The following is a 15,528-nucleotide window of genomic DNA, read 5'->3' as shown; positions in this document are numbered from 1 at the left end:
CTGCTCTGCTTGCCCAAGCGCCTTGCGCGATAGGAACGTAAAACCAAAAGACGACAAGCTTACGGTTCCCCCCGGAACGCGACGAATCGGGTCGCTGTTCGACCGCGGTCAGGACGACCAAGCCTACTAGGTACAGTCTGGCCCCCGGAAGGAGGGCCGATCAAGTCCTTCGTCGGAATGGCGCCGCCTAGCCGAGGGCGACGTGGGCTTTGTCCAAGCTCCTCCTGAACCAATCCGTACGCGCAACGGCTGTTTGAGATAGGCAACGGTCCCTAAAATGGGAGGATGATGGCGCTTATTACAAATGTCCCTCAAATTCAGCCGCCATGCTTCCGGGTTTGTCCGCACGCGAATCAGCGTGTGGATCAGCATTAGAGTGGGACCCGGTTCTCACGGAAGCTATTGCGTTGATTGTTAGGCTTAAACTGGCGCATTCCGGGGTCCCGAACGGCGCCTATCGGGACCCCGGCCAACGCCGTTTTTTACGACAATTCAAGATGATAGATCGTCAAAGATAAAGGACCAGCCCCAGCGCCGGTCCACACATCACAGCCAAGCTGATCGGCATCCATCGACAGACCGTAGTGTTGAGGCCGCACCAATGGGCCTCAGGACGTCAGATCTTCGAGGCGCGGGGCTGCATGTCGACCCATTGATTAGCGATGCTGCGCTCAACGATGAGCCAGCCTGTGGGATAACGGCGGCAGGTGTCGCGGTACTGGACGCCGGCGATGATTTCGTCTCGTTCGTCACCCTTTGCGACCTTGTGGTGCGCAACACCATAGCTCCAGACGGTCGCCTGGTCGCCGTTTAGCGCGACGTGCTGGTTCGCTATGAGGTGCTGCGTAGCCTTGAAGCTAGAGGCAACCGCGTACGTTGCTGGCAGGCTTTCATCGACCGGTTCAAGCCCGACCTTCCCCTGAATCTTCGCCTCGTCGGCGAACGCGCTGCGCGCCAAGTCATAGTCGCGCAGGTCCATTCCCAGCGCGTAGATCTTGCAGAGCTGTCCAGCCGCGTAATGATCGGCAAGCTCCTCAGGGGTTAGGGGCAGGGCCGGTCCCCGCCAGCATGCGACATCAAATTCCATTTCTCATTCCTCCCGTGAAGGTAATCGGCCGTTTCAAAAACCCACAAAGCGAACTTGCTGGTCCAAGGGGACGCGAGGCCGTTCGAAGTTGTTGACCGGTGCTGTTCGGTCGGCATGGCCTATGGCGAGCCCGCAGAAGAAGATGTGGGTTTCATCGCTGACGCCGATGTGGTCCTTGATGACCCGGGCGTAGAGCGACAGGAACTCTTGGGGACAGCTATCCAGCCCTTCCTCTCGCAAAAGCAGCATCACGGTTTGGAGCCACATGCCGATGTCCGACCACTGCGGCGGTCCCATGACGCGAGGGAAATAACACAGCAGCAGAACTGGGGCGCCAAACCCGCAGTAATTGCGCATTACCGAAGCCTGACGACCTGCCGCATCGTCCCGGGCAATACCTTCGGCCGTGTACTGTCGATCACCGTTCTCGGCCAGGCGTGCGAGATAGTCGGCGCCGATGTCGGCGGGCTGGATCACGTATTCCACAGGATCCTGCGGCGGCAATTGCCGCATCTTCGCTTGCAGGTCGCCAAGCGCCGCGCCGGTGAGGACGGTCGCTTCCCATGGCTGGAAGTTGCATCCCGACGGCGCAAAGCGGGCCTTTTCCAGCACGCGTTTCAACACATCGAGCGCGACCGGCCGGTTCGTGAACGCGCGGGTAGCGCGCCGGCTCATGACCGCAGCGGTGACGGTCAGGCTTGCCGCAGGCGCCTTTGCGTCGCCCCTCGTTGAGACCGATCGATTTGCCTCAATTTCCTGTTTCATCGCTTATCCTTGATGCCGCGCGGCGCGGCCAAATGAGAGGTCGTGATCCGGGGCGACTTCATGCCGGTTCGCCCGCATCGGCCAACTTGTCCTTCGAGCCGACCCCGGCGAGGTAGGTTTCAAGGCGTTCGAGATAATCGGGGTTCAGCATCAGAGCGCTGTTCGCCATCCGCTCGACATGCGCCGCTGAATCGCGACCCAGCTCGGCAGCAAGTTCGACGGCCACTTTGGCGGCGCCCATTTGCTCGCCGTTTTGCCTTGCGAGGTGCCGGCAGAATTCCATCAGGTCCTGCTCGAACGACTCATCGGGAAAGACCTGGTGGACGAGGCCGATCGTGAGTGCGAGATCCGCGGATGCCGATTTGTTGGCCATGATCAGCCAGCGTGCCCAGTGCGGTCCGCACAGACGCGTCAAGCGGCTTACACCGTTGGATGCGGGAAGAACGCCGAAGAGGCCTTCGGGGAAAGCATAGGACGCGCTCTCCGCCGCGAAACGAAAATCGCATGCCAGCGAGAGCTCCAGTCCGCCGCCGACGCACTTGGCATGATGGCCGATGACGATCGGCTTTTCGATGTGCTCCATCTCATCGTAGATCGCGCGAACGCCATAGACGCCGAGCCGATGATTTTCCCGGATTCCGCGAGCCGTCATCGAGGCCGGCTTCTTCCCGCCCTTGAGATCGGCCCCTGCGCAGAAATAACGTCCGGTCGCCCGGATCAGCATGACCTTCAATTCATCGCTGTCCCGCAGGAGCGTGAGGGCCTCCCGGAAGATGTCCATCATCCCCTGGGTCATTGCATTGAGCTTCTCGGGCCGATTGAGCGTGCAGATGACGATCGGTCCCTGGATCTCGACAAGCATGTGAGGTGCGTCAGCCATGGTCATCTCCCATCAGCGGCTTCGGGGAAGGCCAAGCGCGCGCTCGGCGATCATGCTGCGGTGAACTTCGCTTGTGCCGCCGTAGATGGTCGTGCCGTGGGCATGCCGATAGCTGAGGTTGATGAAGCCGGCCGGTCCGTCCCGTTTGGATAGCGACGCGGGCGCCGTCAGCTCGAGCAGGTCGTTAGCGTCCTCCAGGAACTTCTCGGAAGAGAACATTTTCGCCATCGGCCCCGCACCTGGAATGGGCTGCTTTTCCTCGGTTGCCCACAGCGAGCGCAGGCCCAGCATCTCTGAAATCAGGCAGTGTGCCGTCGCCCGCGCAAGGCGGCGCTGTGCCGAAGGCTCCTGAATCAGCGGGCCACCTTCTGCGCCCTGCAATTCCCGGCATAAAGCCTCTGCCGCGCGCAGGAGTGCGAACTGCGACTTGAAGAAGCCTCCGCCATGCTCAAGCTCAAGACCGGCGCTCATGGTTTTAACCCCGCCGTCGATTTCCCCAAGCCGGTAGCTGTCGGGCACGAAAACGCCGTCGTAGAAGGTGACGTTCGTGCGCTCGTCCTGGAAAGTGAAGACCGGTTGCACGCTCACCCCGTCGCTCTTGAGCGGCAGGATGAACATCGTCAGGCCCTTATGCTTCGCCACCTGCGGGTTGGTGCGCGTCAGCATCAGCACGTAGTCGGACAGATTGGCACCGCTGGTGAACATCTTGGTGCCGTCGATACGCCAACCGTTGCCCTCGGGCACTGCCCGGCATTGTGCGGCAAAGACGTCCGATCCCGACCCCGGTTCCGAATAGCCGAGACTACAGATCACGTCTCCTGCAAGGATCGGCTCCAGCACGTCTCGCTTCAGATCCTCGCTGCCGAAGCGCTCGATGATCGCAGCGACCATCTGCGTTGTCCCTTTGGCATGGCTGGACCAACCATGTTCTTCCCAAACCTGGGCGGCGGCGTGACTGGCATAAGGCGAAACGCCGCGCCCGCCTTTGGCCTTGGGCCATGCTGGGAACAGGAGGTTCGCCTCGGCAAGCTTCTTGTGAACCGCAGGATGATGACCGTCCCACGAGTAATGGGCATGGGCTCTCAGGTCCGGCGTCAAGGTCTCCTGGAAGAACGCATCAAGCTCTGCAGCCAGCTCTGCCGCTTCGGACCCCAGATCGAAATCGATGGAAATCTCGCCCACATCGGGAAGCGCCGAGCCCGTGTTCGCATAAAGCCGCGCCCCAGCCTCGCCAAGCAAGCGATCGGGATCGCCGGCGATGAGCTGCAGCGCCTTTGCGCGCAGGTTGTAGAGATGAATATCGTACTCTGTGGTGAGCCCATACCCGCCGAATGTTCGAAGGCCTTGCACGACGGCCATGGTCGCGACCCGGCCGTTCCACCACAGTGCCAGAGGGATGAGGGCTCCGGCTTTCGGCGTGCGATGAGCCACCTCGTGGAGCACTTTCCAGACGAAATATTTGCCGCCATCGATCTCCGTAATGAAATTGGCGAGGGGATGCGATATCGCCTGAAACGTTCCGATCGGAACGCCGAACGCCTGTCGCTCGCAGGCATAGTCAGCCGCCAGATGCACGGCCTGCCTGGCAAGGCCCGATAACATTGCGCTGGTGAGCAGGCGCCACTCCTCGATGGCGGCGGCAAAGCGAGTGACAGCTTCCTGACCCGATGCGAGATCGACCCGCGCGGCGCGGGAAAGGTCGACCTCGCCGATGCCGTTGGACGCGAGGTTGCCCTCTGCTTTGCGGTTTTCAGGCGTGAGGGACAGCAGGACCACCTCATTACCGTCGCGGGCGATGACAAGGTCTGCGACAGCTCCGCCCGCCAGCCACTGAACAGACCGCTTCGCAATGTCATGGAAGGCCAGAGTCGCGATGCGAGTGCCACCCAGAACTTGCCCCAGCACAGGCTCTGCGCTCGGCTCGCCAAGCTCGCCAAGCAAGGCAGCGGCAACGATCGTCTCGGCAAGTGGACCTGATGCCAGGGTCCGTCCCGCTTCTTCGAGCACCAAGGCGGCATCGAGCGTGCTGAGGCCTAGTCCCCCGGCCGCTTCCGAAACCCGCATGGCGAAAGTGCCAAGGTTTGCGAGGCCCTGCCATAACGCCAGATCGAAGCCGCCGGCTTCCCCGGCTTGCCGCACCCGCGCCATGGAGCTGTGCTCGTCGAAGAAGCGAGCAAAGGTATCGCGCAGCAGCTCCTGCTCATCGTTCAATCCGAAGTTCATCGTCTCAGTCCGGTTATCTGGGATTGGGATGGGCGTCGTGCACCGCATTTATGGCCTTCGCGAGATCCTTGGGGACGGCGAGATCGATCGCGCCCAGATTGCTCTCGAGCTGGGAGACGGAACTCGCTGCCATCAGCACACTGGTCATGAATGGCTGGGAGCGGGCAAATGCCAGAGCCATATGCGCGGGCTCCATACCGTGATCACGCGCCAGCTGCGTGTAAGCGGCGATCGCCTTTTGCCTCTCCGGTGTAAACCGGGACAGGAATGCCGCGGAATCGCTTGAGCGACTGCCCGCTATGGGGCCAGGGTCGCTGCCGTATTTTCCGGTCAACGTGCCGCCGGCCAGCGGCGAGTAAGCGATCAAGCCGAGCTGCTCGCGCATGGAAACTTCGGCCAGTCCCAGCTCGAATGAGCGGTCCAGCAGGCTGTAGCCGTTCTGGATCGATGCGACACGGGGGGCGGCTCCTTGGTCGGCCGCTTTCAGGTAGCGCATCACGCCCCACGGAGATTCATTGCAGACGCCGACCGCGCGAACCTTGCCGGCGCGCACCCATTCGCCAAGCGCATCCAAGGTCTCTTCGATCGAGATCTGTACTGGATCTTCGGCAACCTGCGAGAAACGCGATCGTCCGAGCGTGGTGATCGCGCGCTCGGGCCAATGGACCTGATAAAGATCGATGCAATCGGTTCCGAGGCGCTTCAGACTGGCGTCAATAGCCATAGCTATGTTGGTTCGGTCGAGCCGCCGGTTTGGCCCGCGAAGGTAATCCAGAGACATTCCGGCGCCGTTCGGCCCCGCGACTTTGGTGGCGATAACGACTTTTCCGCGCAGCCCCCGGGTTGCGATCCAACTGCCTAGAATTTCCTCGGATCGCCCCTGCGTCTCAGCTTTGAGCGGTGTCGGGTAATTCTCTGCCGTGTCGAACAAGGTGATGCCCGAAGCGAATGCCAGATCCAGCTGGCGCATGGCATCGTCTTGCGGTGTTTGTCCGCCATAGGTCATCACGCCGAGCCCGAATGCGCTCACCGTAATGCCTGTTGTGCCTAGTTGGCGATATTCCAAACATCCCCCTTCGGGCCAGATCACCCTGAGAACTTGCGAAGCGTGCTCTATTGAGCAGCGCCCAACGTAAATGGCGGCATTCCCTTGGCGACCTGCCGTCGGCCGGCTCGCTTGAGGATGCTGTCAGTCTTTTCGCGCGGATTATAGAACTGGCTGTACCAGATGCGGGATTGTCGGAACGGCCCATCGCCTGGCATCTGCATGACATTGATGGCCGGGCGCTTCGTGGCCCAAACCTCGCCGTCGCGCATCAGCCCGTTGCCCATCGAGGCGCTGAGGCGCCCTCGGGCAATCTCTGCCTGCTCGGCCGTCAGGCCCTGCGGAATCTTCAGCATCGCCGCTTGCCAAAGACGGCATGTGCCGTCTTCGATCGGAGTGACGCAGATAATCTGCTTGGCATCGATCTCGACGAAATGACCGAATGCGATGCCGGGTCCGACGTAACCGGCCAGTGTGGTCAGGGTCGATGCGTAAATGCCTTCGCCCTGCTCGGTCGTGTTCCCGCTTTGACGCTGATGGAGAATATGGCCGTCGTACTCGTTTTCGTACGAAGTGACACTGCCGCCGTGGAGATGATCCAGGTGCGTGACATCCGACATGTTATCGAAAATCTCGATTGGGTGCTGGAGATCGCACAGAAGCTCGAGTTCGGTCCAACTCGCCCAGTCGGGCTGCCCCCATTCGTAAAATTCGGCGATTTCGAAATCGGGCGCCAATCCCTCCGGATCGTGCCAGCAGAAGACGATTCCGTACCGTTCCTCGACCGTCCAGCTGTTTACCCTTGCAGCGGGCGGGATGGGGCCGTCGTGATAGGGAATGTGGTTGCAGACACCGTCGGCACCGAACCTCCAAGCATGAAAGGGACAACGGATGTTGTCGCCCTCCATGAAGGTATCTGACGTGGTCGTCGCTGAATGGGGGCCGCTACCAATATGGGTGCCCATGTGCGGGCAATATGCATCGAGCATGACCACTCGCCCGCTGGTGCCCCGGTAAAGGATCATGTCCTGACCGAAGTAACGGACATTTTTGGGTTTGCGACCGACTTCGGCGCTTTGCGCGACGGCGAACCAACCTCGCGGAAAAGCGTAATCGCCCAGCCGATACTCGGCGCTCGTCGCCATGCTCGCCTCCCATCAAACGGCCCGTTCCGAGCCCGCTTCTCTTGTTAGGTGGCGATGGGTACATGCCACCACTACAATATTCGTGCCCAAGGTATGCCGATCCACTATAGGTCGCTGATGGAACTGCGCCGTCTGACCTATTTCCTGCGGATTGCCGAGGAAGGCTCGCTCAATGCGGCGTCGCGTGCGCTCGGCATTGCGCAGCCGGCCCTCAGCCGACAGATGCAGCTGCTGGAAACCGATCTCGGGGTGCAGCTGTTCAAGCGCGTGGCACGCGGCATGCAGCTTACCGAAGAAGGCGATTATCTGAGGTCCGGCCTCATCCATCCCCTTGAGCAGATCGAAACTGTGCTTGCCAACGCACGATCGTTTTCTACGCGCGTCGAAGCGCATGCGAAGATCGGGCTGCCTCCGGGCTTGGCTGGGCCGATCGGACCGCGCCTTATCACCCGCTTGGCCGCCGAAATGCCAAACCTCAGATTGAGCATTCTCGAGGAAGATTCTGCGGTGCTGGCGAACGAATTGCTGCACGGCCGGATCGATATCGCCCTGCTCAGTGGATTGACGCCTGACGATCGCCTCTTCCATTCCGAGGTTGCCCGCGAGGACCTGATTCTTGTCGGAAGCCCCGGATCACGCCTCGCCGGCCGTTCGGAAGTGACATTTTCGGAGCTTGAGAATTATCCACTCGTGGCGCCGCCGGCTCCGGCAAGCCTCACCGTCATGTTGGAAAAGCTGGCGGCCCGCCGGGCATGCAAAATCAAGATCGCGTTTGATGTCTCATCACGGACGATCAGCAAATCTCTCGTCATCGCGGGGGCCGCGTTTGCGGTGGTCACGCCGCTGAGCGTACAGCGTGAAATTGAGAGCGGGCAACTCGTATATGCGCGGATCGTCGACCCCACGGTCTTCCAGCTCACTCATGTTTCGGTGCAGGCCCATTGGCGAATAGCTCGCAGTACCTACAAACAATTTCACGGGGTGTTCTACAGCGTCCTTTGCCAAACAGTTGACAGCGGGGATTGGCCCGCAACGTGGTTGCTTGACTTGGCAAGTGTCGAAAACGCGATGACCTGAACTGCCCAGGCGCTGGGTCGCTTGGCGAGTTTTCCCTCCGGGAAAGGTATTTCAAGGACGAGCCCATAGTGCATTGAGATTCACCTCTAGCCGCGGGTTGTCGGCAACCCAGTCGTGCTCGGGGAGGACGAAACTCTCGATCTTCATAGCGGTGCTCCTGCTTCGGTGGCCGCTGCTTCCGGCCGGCGGCGACGCTTCGGCTTGTCGGCGAGCGCGACCCAGACTGGTGCGTGATCGCTGGTCTTTTCCCAGCCACGAACGTGCCGGTCGACCTGCGCGTCGACGAGGCGATCGGCAAGCGCCGGACTCAGCAGGAGATGATCAATGCGCAGGCCTGCATTGCGCGCGTAGGCGTTCCGGAAATAGTCGAAGAAGGTGTAGATCACCTGCCCTGGGTGGATCATTCGTAGCGCGTCTATCCAGCCCTGATCGAGCAGACGGAAATAGGCGGCCCGTACCTCGGGCGCGAACAACGCGTCGTCGAGCCAGCGCTCTGGTTTATAGACGTCGAGATCTGTCGGGATGACGTTGAAGTCGCCCGCGAGCATCACCGGAAAGCCGGTTTCCAGCAGACTAGCGGCGTGTTCGATTAGCCGTTCGAACCAGCTCAGCTTATAGTCGAACTTGGGCCCGGGGCGGGGATTGCCGTTCGGCAGATAGAGGCCGCCAATCAGGATTCCATTGACCGCCGCCTCGATATAGCGGCTGTGCGTGTCGTCGGGATCGCCGGGCAAGCCGCGGCGCGTTTCATGGATCTCGCCGACACGGCTGAGGATGGCGACGCCGTTCCAGCTTTTCTGGCCGTGCCAGATCGCATCGTAGCCAAGGTCGCGGATCGCGCTCAGCGGAAATTTCTCCTGCGGCGCCTTCAACTCCTGCAGGACGACAATGTCGGGCTGGCGTTCGGTCAGCCAGCGCAGCAATACCGGCAGGCGGCCATTGACGCCGTTCACATTGTAAGTCGCGATGATCACAGGTCGGGGAGGATCTGATCGGCGCGCCCCCAATGCGCCAGATTCTTCGACGCCGCACGCTTCACCATCTCCGCCCCGTCACCGACATGCCAGTGCGAGGGTTTGTCGAGGTCGCGCAGTTCCTCCCAAGTCAGCGGCACCGCGATCGGCGCATGTTCGCGGGTTCGCGCGCTGTACGGCATCACCGCCGTCGCGCCGCGCTGGTTGCGCAGATAATCGATGAAGATCCGGCCCGTCCGTTTCGCTTTGGCCAGGGCCGCGGTGAAGCGTTCCGGCTCGGCCTGCGCGAGCGCCAGGGCGAAGCGATGGGCGAAGTCCTTCACCACGGGCCATTTGGCCGAGGGTGTGAGCGGCGCGATGACATGGACGCCCTTGCCGCCAGTGACCATCGGGAAGGTGGTGAGGCCCATCTGGGCGAGCACATCCTGAACATGGGAGGCGGCCGAGACGACATCCTGGAAGTCCAGCCCCTCATCGGGATCGAGATCGAAGACGAGCCGATCGGCTTTCTCGACATCCTCGATCCGGGCGCCCCAGCCATGGAACTCGATCGTCCCCATCTGCACGCAGTTGAGCAGCCCTGTCGGCGTGTCGACGAACAGATAGGGTTCGTCATGGCCGTCCTTCTCGCGGATGCCGACCTGTTTCACCTCGTCGCCGAAGCTGCCGGCATCGTGCTTCTGGAAGAAGCATTTCTTCGATCGGCCTTGCGGACAGCGCACGAGGCTGATCGGCCGGCTGCCCGCCCAAGGCAGCATGATGGGCGCGACGATCTCATAATAGTCGGCGAGCTGGCCCTTGGTGAGCTTGCCTTCTGGGAAGATCACGCGCTCGCGATTGCTGATCTTGACGCTGCTGCGCGCGGGGGCGGTCGCGACAGCCACCGGTGTCTCGGTCTCGATCACGACAGCTTCTGGCTTCTTGTCTTCGCGCAGACCAAGATAGCTCGGATGGCGCAGCACGCCCTCATCGGTGAACTCGACATAGGCGATCTCGGCGACAAGCTTGGGCTCGATCCAGTGCGCACCGCGAACGGCGGCGCGCGGCGCGTCGACAGTCGGAGCCTTGCGTTCGAGCGGCGCCATGATCTCCATAAGCCGCTCGATCTCGTCGGCGGTGAAGCCGGTGCCGGCCTTGCCCGCATAGCGCAGCTTGCCGTATTCGTTCACGCCCAGCAGCAGCGAACGGAACCCGCGCTGCTTGTCCGACGTCGTCCAGCCGACGATGACGAACTCCTGACGGCGGATACACTTCGTCTTGAGCCAGGTTCCGGCGCGCGACCCGCTGTACCGTGCATCGACACGCTTCGAGATGATCCCTTCGAGGCCCGCACCGCAGAAGCTGGCAAGAAGCTTCTCGCCATTGCCGATGATATGATCGGAGTAGCGGATACGTCCCTTGGCCTCGCCAATGAGAGTGGCTAATTTCTCCTTCCGCTCGATCAGCGGGAGACGCGTCAGATCTTCGCCGTTGAGCTCGAGCAGGTCGAACGCGAAATAGTCGATGGTTTCGGGACTGCTCTTGAGCGCCGCCTGCAAGGCCTGGAAGCTGGTGCGGCCATCAGGAAGGGTGACGACGGCCTCTCCATCGATCAGCGCGCTGCGGACATTCAGTTTGAGCGCTTCCGCGATCAGCCCGGCAAACCGGTCGGACCAGTCGAGGCCTGAGCGTGTATAGGCGCGCCCCTCGCCGGCACCGAGCGCGATCAGCGTGCGATATCCGTCATATTTAAGTTCGTGCAGCCAGTGATCGCCCGGCGGCACATGATCGACGAGAGCGGCAAGCTGCACCGGCTGAAACGGTGGCAAAATACCCTTCTTTCTCGCGCTGTTTCGCTTCGCACTCGGCGCGATCGAGCCAGGCTTCTCGGAGGGGGACGCCTTGGCGCTCGCCTTGCGTTTGGGCGCGGCCTTGCCAGCGGCGATCTCCTCCATCGTGCGTCCGGTGTCGACGCTGGTGAGATGGGTGCCGACAAGATCGTCGGAGCCGCCGGCAAACGCATCCTGGACCTTGCGCAGGATCCAGTTTTCACCCTTCTCCTTGCCCCGCGGCTTTAGACGAAAAAGGATCCATTCGCCCCGCATACGCCGGCCATGAAGAATGAAGTGAAGATGGCCTTCGGGCAGCGTTTGGCTGGGGTCCTTGCCCGGAATCGATTCCCAGGTGCCATTGTCCCACAGCATCACGGTGCCGCCGCCATATTCGCCCTTGGGGATCGTGCCTTCGAAGCGGGCGTAGTCGAGCGGATGATCCTCAGTGCGGACCGCGAGACGCTTGTCGTCCGGATTGCTGCTCGGTCCGCGCGTGACCGCCCAGCTCACCAGCGTGCCGTCGAGTTCGAGGCGAAAATCATAATGCAGGCGGGAGGCGGCGTGCTTCTGGACGACGAACCCGTTACCATTCGTGGGCTCGGTCGCGCCCGACGGCTCGGCGGTGCGCGCAAAATCGCGCTTGGCGCGATATTTGGCGAGACGCTCCTCTGCCGGACTGCTTTTCGTTATCGAGCCTCGTGCCATGGTGGTTCCGATCGATCGCCTACTTAATCCTCGCCGCCGCGGACTCGTTCCCCGGATGCCTGTTCGCTGATCGTTCGGACGAACCGATAGCTCGCCTGCTCGAACTTCAAAGAGCGGAAGAAATTGTGGCTGTTGTTGATCGTGATATCACTCATCGCCTCGATCTGGCCGCAGCCGGCCTTTGCCAGCGCGGTTTCGGCGGCTTCCAGCATCGCCGTTCCGACGCCCCGGCGACGATGCGCCTTGTCGACGACCAGCGCGGTCAACCGGCCGACGGCGCCACGATGGACAGTCGCGACGACCGCCCACCCGCAACAGCCGACGATCTCACCTAGGTCTGCCACGACCATGCCGGCCCTGGCCTTGCGGGCGCTGGTGAGATTAGCGGCGACGTCGGCGCTCTCCAGAGAGACCCCACCGAGCTGGCTTAGCAGGGCCGCAAGCGCATCGGCATCCTCTGTGGTGGCCGCGCGAACCCGCAGCACCGGTTGGGGTGCGGGCCCGGGTTCGGGCTCCGATTCTGGCTCCGGCGCAGCTTTTGGAACGAGCCGAAGGGACGGTCTTGGTTTGGCTTTCGAGGGAGTCTTAGGTCGCGCCGGCGCCGATTCTTCTTGTTCCCGCCGCGCCGGACGATCCGGCGATATGCGTTTGGCACGGCGGCGGATGGGCTCGTCTTCCTTCTCCGGCTCGGGCGGGCGGGGTGTCTCCTTACGAGCAGGTCGATCGGGCGTCGTATCGGCCGACTGCTTCCACGTGTTTTGCTCGCTGCTGCGCAGATAGTCCTGAATGTCATCGGCGCTCGCGGTCAGGCCATCGGCTCCGATGCCGAGCAGAGCTTCCCCGCCCATATCCGTCAGTCCGTATTTGCCGAAATCGCCCGTGCCGGGCTTGCGCCGCCGCGACTTGACCAGCCTCAGCCCCCGGTGCTGGGCCATCTCGCGAAGCTGTTCGTCGCTGATCCCGGTCATCTCATGATCGACCAGCAACGGGGGCCTCCGCCGATCCGGCAGGGCCGGCTTGGCGTCTCGCGGATTCGGGCTGACGCAACGACCGGAACGACCTGTGATGATACGCGCTTCTCCGGCTATGCGCGCGCAACGCTTCCCGCAATCCTCGATGATAGACCGCATCGGCTATGACGACGCCGGCACGCTGTCGATCTCGTTTCGCGATACCGGCAAATACTTCTATCACGGGGTTCCGGCCGCGCTGTTCGAAGCCTTTTGTCACGCGGCGTCGGCGGGAACCTTCTTCAATGAGCACATCAAGGATCGCTTCCGCTGCGTTCGCGATCCCGAACGGCGGCGCTTCGGTCCGAACGCCTGAGAGGTCAGGCTTCGCCAAGCGCACGATACACCGACATCAGATGACGCGAGGCGACGGCGCGGGCGCGCGGCGACCGGATCGTCTCTTCGTTGGTCTCGTGCAACATGGTGAGCATGTCGAGCACCGCCTGACGGGGTGTGCCTGACTCGCGAAGATGCGTTCCGATCAACGTGAGCAGATTGGCCCACAGCGTGATCGCGCCCTCGGCGAATGCGGCATCGTCGTCGACCAGCGCCGATCCTGGGTCCGATCTGTTGGCCATCGATCAGGCCCGCTTGCGCGCAGCCGGTTTCGGCTTGGTCTCGGTCTTCTTGGCGGCCGTCTTCGCGGCGGTCTTGGTCGTTTTCTTCGCCGCTGTCTTGGACGACCCGCCACCCGATGACCCGAGCGAATTCTTGAGCGCCGCCATCAGGTCGACGACATTGGAGCCGCGCGCATCGCCACCCTTGTCGTCGCTCTCGATATTGAGTGTTTTGCCCTTCTTCTTGCGCTCGATCAGCTCCTTGAGCGCGTCGGCATAGCGATCGTGGAACTCGCTCGCATCAAACTTGCCGGTCTTCTTGTCGATCAGCGTGGTCGCAAGGTCGAGCAGTTCGTCGTCCGGATCCGCGTCGCCGATCTGGCGGAAGTAGCTCGTCGCCTTGTTGACCTCGTCGGCATAGCGCAGCGTCTCCATCACCATCCCGCGTCCGCAGGCCTTGATGCTGACGACATATTCCCGCCCGCGCATAGCGAGCTGGCCGAGACCGATCTTGCGTGTCCGGCGGAGTGCCTCGCGCAGGACGATGAAGGCTTCCTCGGCAAGATCGTCTGCGGGCACGACATAATAGGGCTTCTCGAAATAGATGGCGTCGATATCGTGGCTGTCGACGAACTGGGTCAGCTCGAGCGTTTTCTTACTCTCCAGCTTGACCCCCTCGATCTCGTCATCGTCGAGGAGGACATATTCGCCCTTGGCATACTCGAAGCCCTTGACGATCTCATCGATATCGACCGGACCGATGCCCGGTACAACCTTCTCATATTTGATGCGCTGGCCCGAGGGTTCATGAATCTGGTTGAACGCGATCGTGGCGCCGCTTCTCGTCGCCGAATAGATTTCGACAGGGATAGAGACGAGTGCCAGTCGGATCTGGCCTTTCCAGTAGGGACGCGCAGCCATAGATCTCTCCTTCGCACCGATTGCATTCAATCATCTATCTAGTCGCCGGGAATGACCTTATCTTGCCGTTCACAGCCAGCGCGAAAGATGGCTTCACCACCGCAACAAGAACGCATGAACCCGCTCGATAAAGTCATCGCGATGAAAATGCCTGAACACCATAATAGTTCGCGACTTCCTACATTTTGTGAGATCCAAGAACCAATTCCCCTTGTCGACCGTTCTTGCAGTGCGGCAGTTTGGAGGTCCTCATGGCGTCGGCAATCGAAAACGGAATGACGTTGTGGATGTGGCCACTAATGGCAACGCAGTTGGCCTATGACTGGGTCGAGACGATGACGAGCGCGCAAAGCGTGATCGACGCTCGCATGCCGGTCATTTCGGTGGCATGGGCTAATCCCTTCACGGCCGATTATCGCGAACTGGCGCAGATGGTGACCGAGAAGACAAACGCGTTCGGACAGTCGCAACAAACGATCAGCGCTGCGCAGGGGAAGGTCCGCCGCGCGGGGGAGGCCAATGCGCGGGCGCTCGGCCGACTATCGGGCGGGGGCTGGCTCGGCTGGTCTGAATGGAAGCAGGTCGTTGAACGAAACCTCGAGATCGCGACCACTCTGGCGATGTTGCCGACAACGGCGCTGGCGCCAATCCATTCCAAGGCGACGGCGAACGCCCGCCGCCTCAGCCGGTTTTAGGCCGCCGCCATCCGGATAAGCCTTTCCCGCATGTGCGAAGAGCTTTCTAGTGAGAGCAGGCTTTGGTCGGTACCGAGCAACTCGGGGAGAAATGCCGCGGGCGGGAATGTGATTCGTTGGTCCTCCGAACGGACGATGGTGTCCTAGTCTTTTGCTACCGCTCAGGATTCACGCTTGTTTTTCTGGCGTCGAGGATCTTTGGCAGGCGTGTCTCGATCCAGTCCGCGAGATCAGTCACTTTTTGCGCAGCTTCGCGTCCTATTGGCGTGAGGCTGTACTCGACATGCGGCGGAACAATCTGTCGCGCCGTACGATTGACTAGCCCGTCGTGCTCCAGCCATTGCAAGGTCTGCGAGAGCATCCTTTCGCTTACCCCACCAATCAGCCGGCGAAGTTCGCCGAACCGCAGCGTGCCATCCATCAGAGCAATCAGCACGAGAACCCCCCATCGACTGGTGACGTGTTTAAGCACTTCGCGCGATGGGCATGCCGCCGCCATGAGATCGCCGCGACGCAGTTGTACGGACAGGGGTATACCCGTGGTTTGTGCATCATATTCCATACTAACACAAATGTACGTACTTACGAAAAATAAGCAAGGCGCCTATTGCTGATCTTGATCACCAAAGGAGC

At 61.5% G+C, this 15,528-nt stretch carries 15 protein-coding genes; 3 read left to right on the top strand and 12 right to left on the bottom strand.

From position 1 onward, the window contains the following. Positions 1 to 616 precede the first annotated feature (616 nt). From HH800_RS12230 to HH800_RS12205, 6 genes are read right to left on the bottom strand one after another with little or no spacing between them, the layout of a single operon-like run. Positions 617 to 1,087 (bottom strand): nuclear transport factor 2 family protein, encoded by a 471-nt coding sequence (locus HH800_RS12230; protein ID WP_169861239.1) that lies wholly within the window; start codon positions 1,085 to 1,087, stop codon positions 617 to 619. 33 nt (positions 1,088 to 1,120) lie between these two features. Further along, complete coding sequence (locus tag HH800_RS12225) at positions 1,121 to 1,852, bottom strand: nitroreductase (RefSeq protein ID WP_169861238.1); 732 nt, start codon at positions 1,850 to 1,852, stop codon at positions 1,121 to 1,123. Positions 1,853 to 1,910: 58 nt separating this feature from the next. Beyond that, positions 1,911 to 2,732 carry an enoyl-CoA hydratase/isomerase family protein gene (locus HH800_RS12220; RefSeq protein WP_235682103.1) on the bottom strand — a complete coding sequence of 274 codons (822 nt, stop codon included), beginning with the start codon at positions 2,730 to 2,732 and terminating at the stop codon, positions 1,911 to 1,913. Between the two features lie 12 nt (positions 2,733 to 2,744). Further along, a complete protein-coding gene (locus HH800_RS12215; RefSeq protein ID WP_169861236.1) occupies positions 2,745 to 4,955 on the bottom strand; it encodes an acyl-CoA dehydrogenase in 2,211 nt (736 codons plus the stop codon). Between the two features lie 13 nt (positions 4,956 to 4,968). Continuing rightward, a complete protein-coding gene (locus HH800_RS12210) occupies positions 4,969 to 6,021 on the bottom strand; it encodes an aldo/keto reductase (protein WP_169861235.1) in 1,053 nt (350 codons plus the stop codon). A gap of 47 nt (positions 6,022 to 6,068) precedes the next feature. Continuing rightward, positions 6,069 to 7,145, bottom strand: coding sequence for a Rieske 2Fe-2S domain-containing protein (locus HH800_RS12205; RefSeq protein ID WP_039570625.1), 1,077 nt, complete (start codon positions 7,143 to 7,145; stop codon positions 6,069 to 6,071). 117 nt (positions 7,146 to 7,262) lie between these two features. Here HH800_RS12205 and HH800_RS12200 point away from each other — a divergent pair, with 117 nt between their 5' ends. Further along, complete coding sequence (locus HH800_RS12200) at positions 7,263 to 8,222, top strand: LysR family transcriptional regulator (RefSeq protein ID WP_169861234.1); 960 nt, start codon at positions 7,263 to 7,265, stop codon at positions 8,220 to 8,222. A gap of 143 nt (positions 8,223 to 8,365) precedes the next feature. Here the strand turns inward: HH800_RS12200 and xth are convergent, their stop codons facing one another. Genes xth through HH800_RS12185 form a run of 3 tightly spaced genes read right to left on the bottom strand, consistent with a single transcriptional unit; the run spans position 8,366 to position 12,698 of the window. Continuing rightward, entirely contained in the window at positions 8,366 to 9,196 is an 831-nt protein-coding gene (gene xth / locus HH800_RS12195; protein WP_169861233.1) for an exodeoxyribonuclease III, read from the bottom strand. Beyond that, positions 9,193 to 11,712, bottom strand: a complete 2,520-nt coding sequence (gene ligD, locus HH800_RS12190; protein WP_169861232.1) for a DNA ligase D — start codon at positions 11,710 to 11,712, stop codon at positions 9,193 to 9,195. Before ligD ends, xth begins: the two co-directional genes overlap by 4 nt. 23 nt (positions 11,713 to 11,735) lie before the next feature. Next, the gene (locus tag HH800_RS12185) at positions 11,736 to 12,698 is read right to left on the bottom strand and encodes a GNAT family N-acetyltransferase (RefSeq protein ID WP_235682102.1); all 963 of its coding nucleotides are present in this window, start codon (positions 12,696 to 12,698) and stop codon (positions 11,736 to 11,738) included. A 130-nt stretch (positions 12,699 to 12,828) separates the two neighbouring features. On the opposite strand from HH800_RS12185, the gene HH800_RS12180 reads away from it, so the two are divergent. After that, positions 12,829 to 13,038 carry a KTSC domain-containing protein gene (locus HH800_RS12180; RefSeq protein ID WP_169861231.1) on the top strand — a complete coding sequence of 70 codons (210 nt, stop codon included), beginning with the start codon at positions 12,829 to 12,831 and terminating at the stop codon, positions 13,036 to 13,038. A gap of 4 nt (positions 13,039 to 13,042) precedes the next feature. Here the strand turns inward: HH800_RS12180 and HH800_RS12175 are convergent, their stop codons facing one another. Together HH800_RS12175 and HH800_RS12170 are read right to left on the bottom strand one after the other, a co-directional pair. Beyond that, on the bottom strand, positions 13,043 to 13,300 hold the full coding sequence (locus HH800_RS12175; RefSeq protein ID WP_169861230.1) for a hypothetical protein: 258 nt from the start codon (positions 13,298 to 13,300) through the stop codon (positions 13,043 to 13,045). A gap of 3 nt (positions 13,301 to 13,303) precedes the next feature. Further along, positions 13,304 to 14,200, bottom strand: coding sequence for a Ku protein (locus HH800_RS12170; RefSeq protein ID WP_169861229.1), 897 nt, complete (start codon positions 14,198 to 14,200; stop codon positions 13,304 to 13,306). A 251-nt stretch (positions 14,201 to 14,451) separates the two neighbouring features. Here HH800_RS12170 and HH800_RS12165 point away from each other — a divergent pair, with 251 nt between their 5' ends. Then, entirely contained in the window at positions 14,452 to 14,895 is a 444-nt protein-coding gene (locus HH800_RS12165; RefSeq protein WP_169861228.1) for a hypothetical protein, read from the top strand. Positions 14,896 to 15,049: 154 nt separating this feature from the next. On the opposite strand, the gene HH800_RS12160 is transcribed toward HH800_RS12165, so the two are convergent. After that, the gene (locus HH800_RS12160) at positions 15,050 to 15,457 is read right to left on the bottom strand and encodes a winged helix-turn-helix transcriptional regulator (RefSeq protein WP_039570632.1); all 408 of its coding nucleotides are present in this window, start codon (positions 15,455 to 15,457) and stop codon (positions 15,050 to 15,052) included. Positions 15,458 to 15,528: the final 71 nt, after the last annotated feature.

This window comes from Sphingobium yanoikuyae, assembly GCF_013001025.1.
Lineage (GTDB): Bacteria > Pseudomonadota > Alphaproteobacteria > Sphingomonadales > Sphingomonadaceae > Sphingobium > Sphingobium yanoikuyae_A.
The sequence above is the reverse complement of the archived record's forward strand: the minus strand, read 5'-3'. Positions and strand labels throughout refer to the sequence as shown.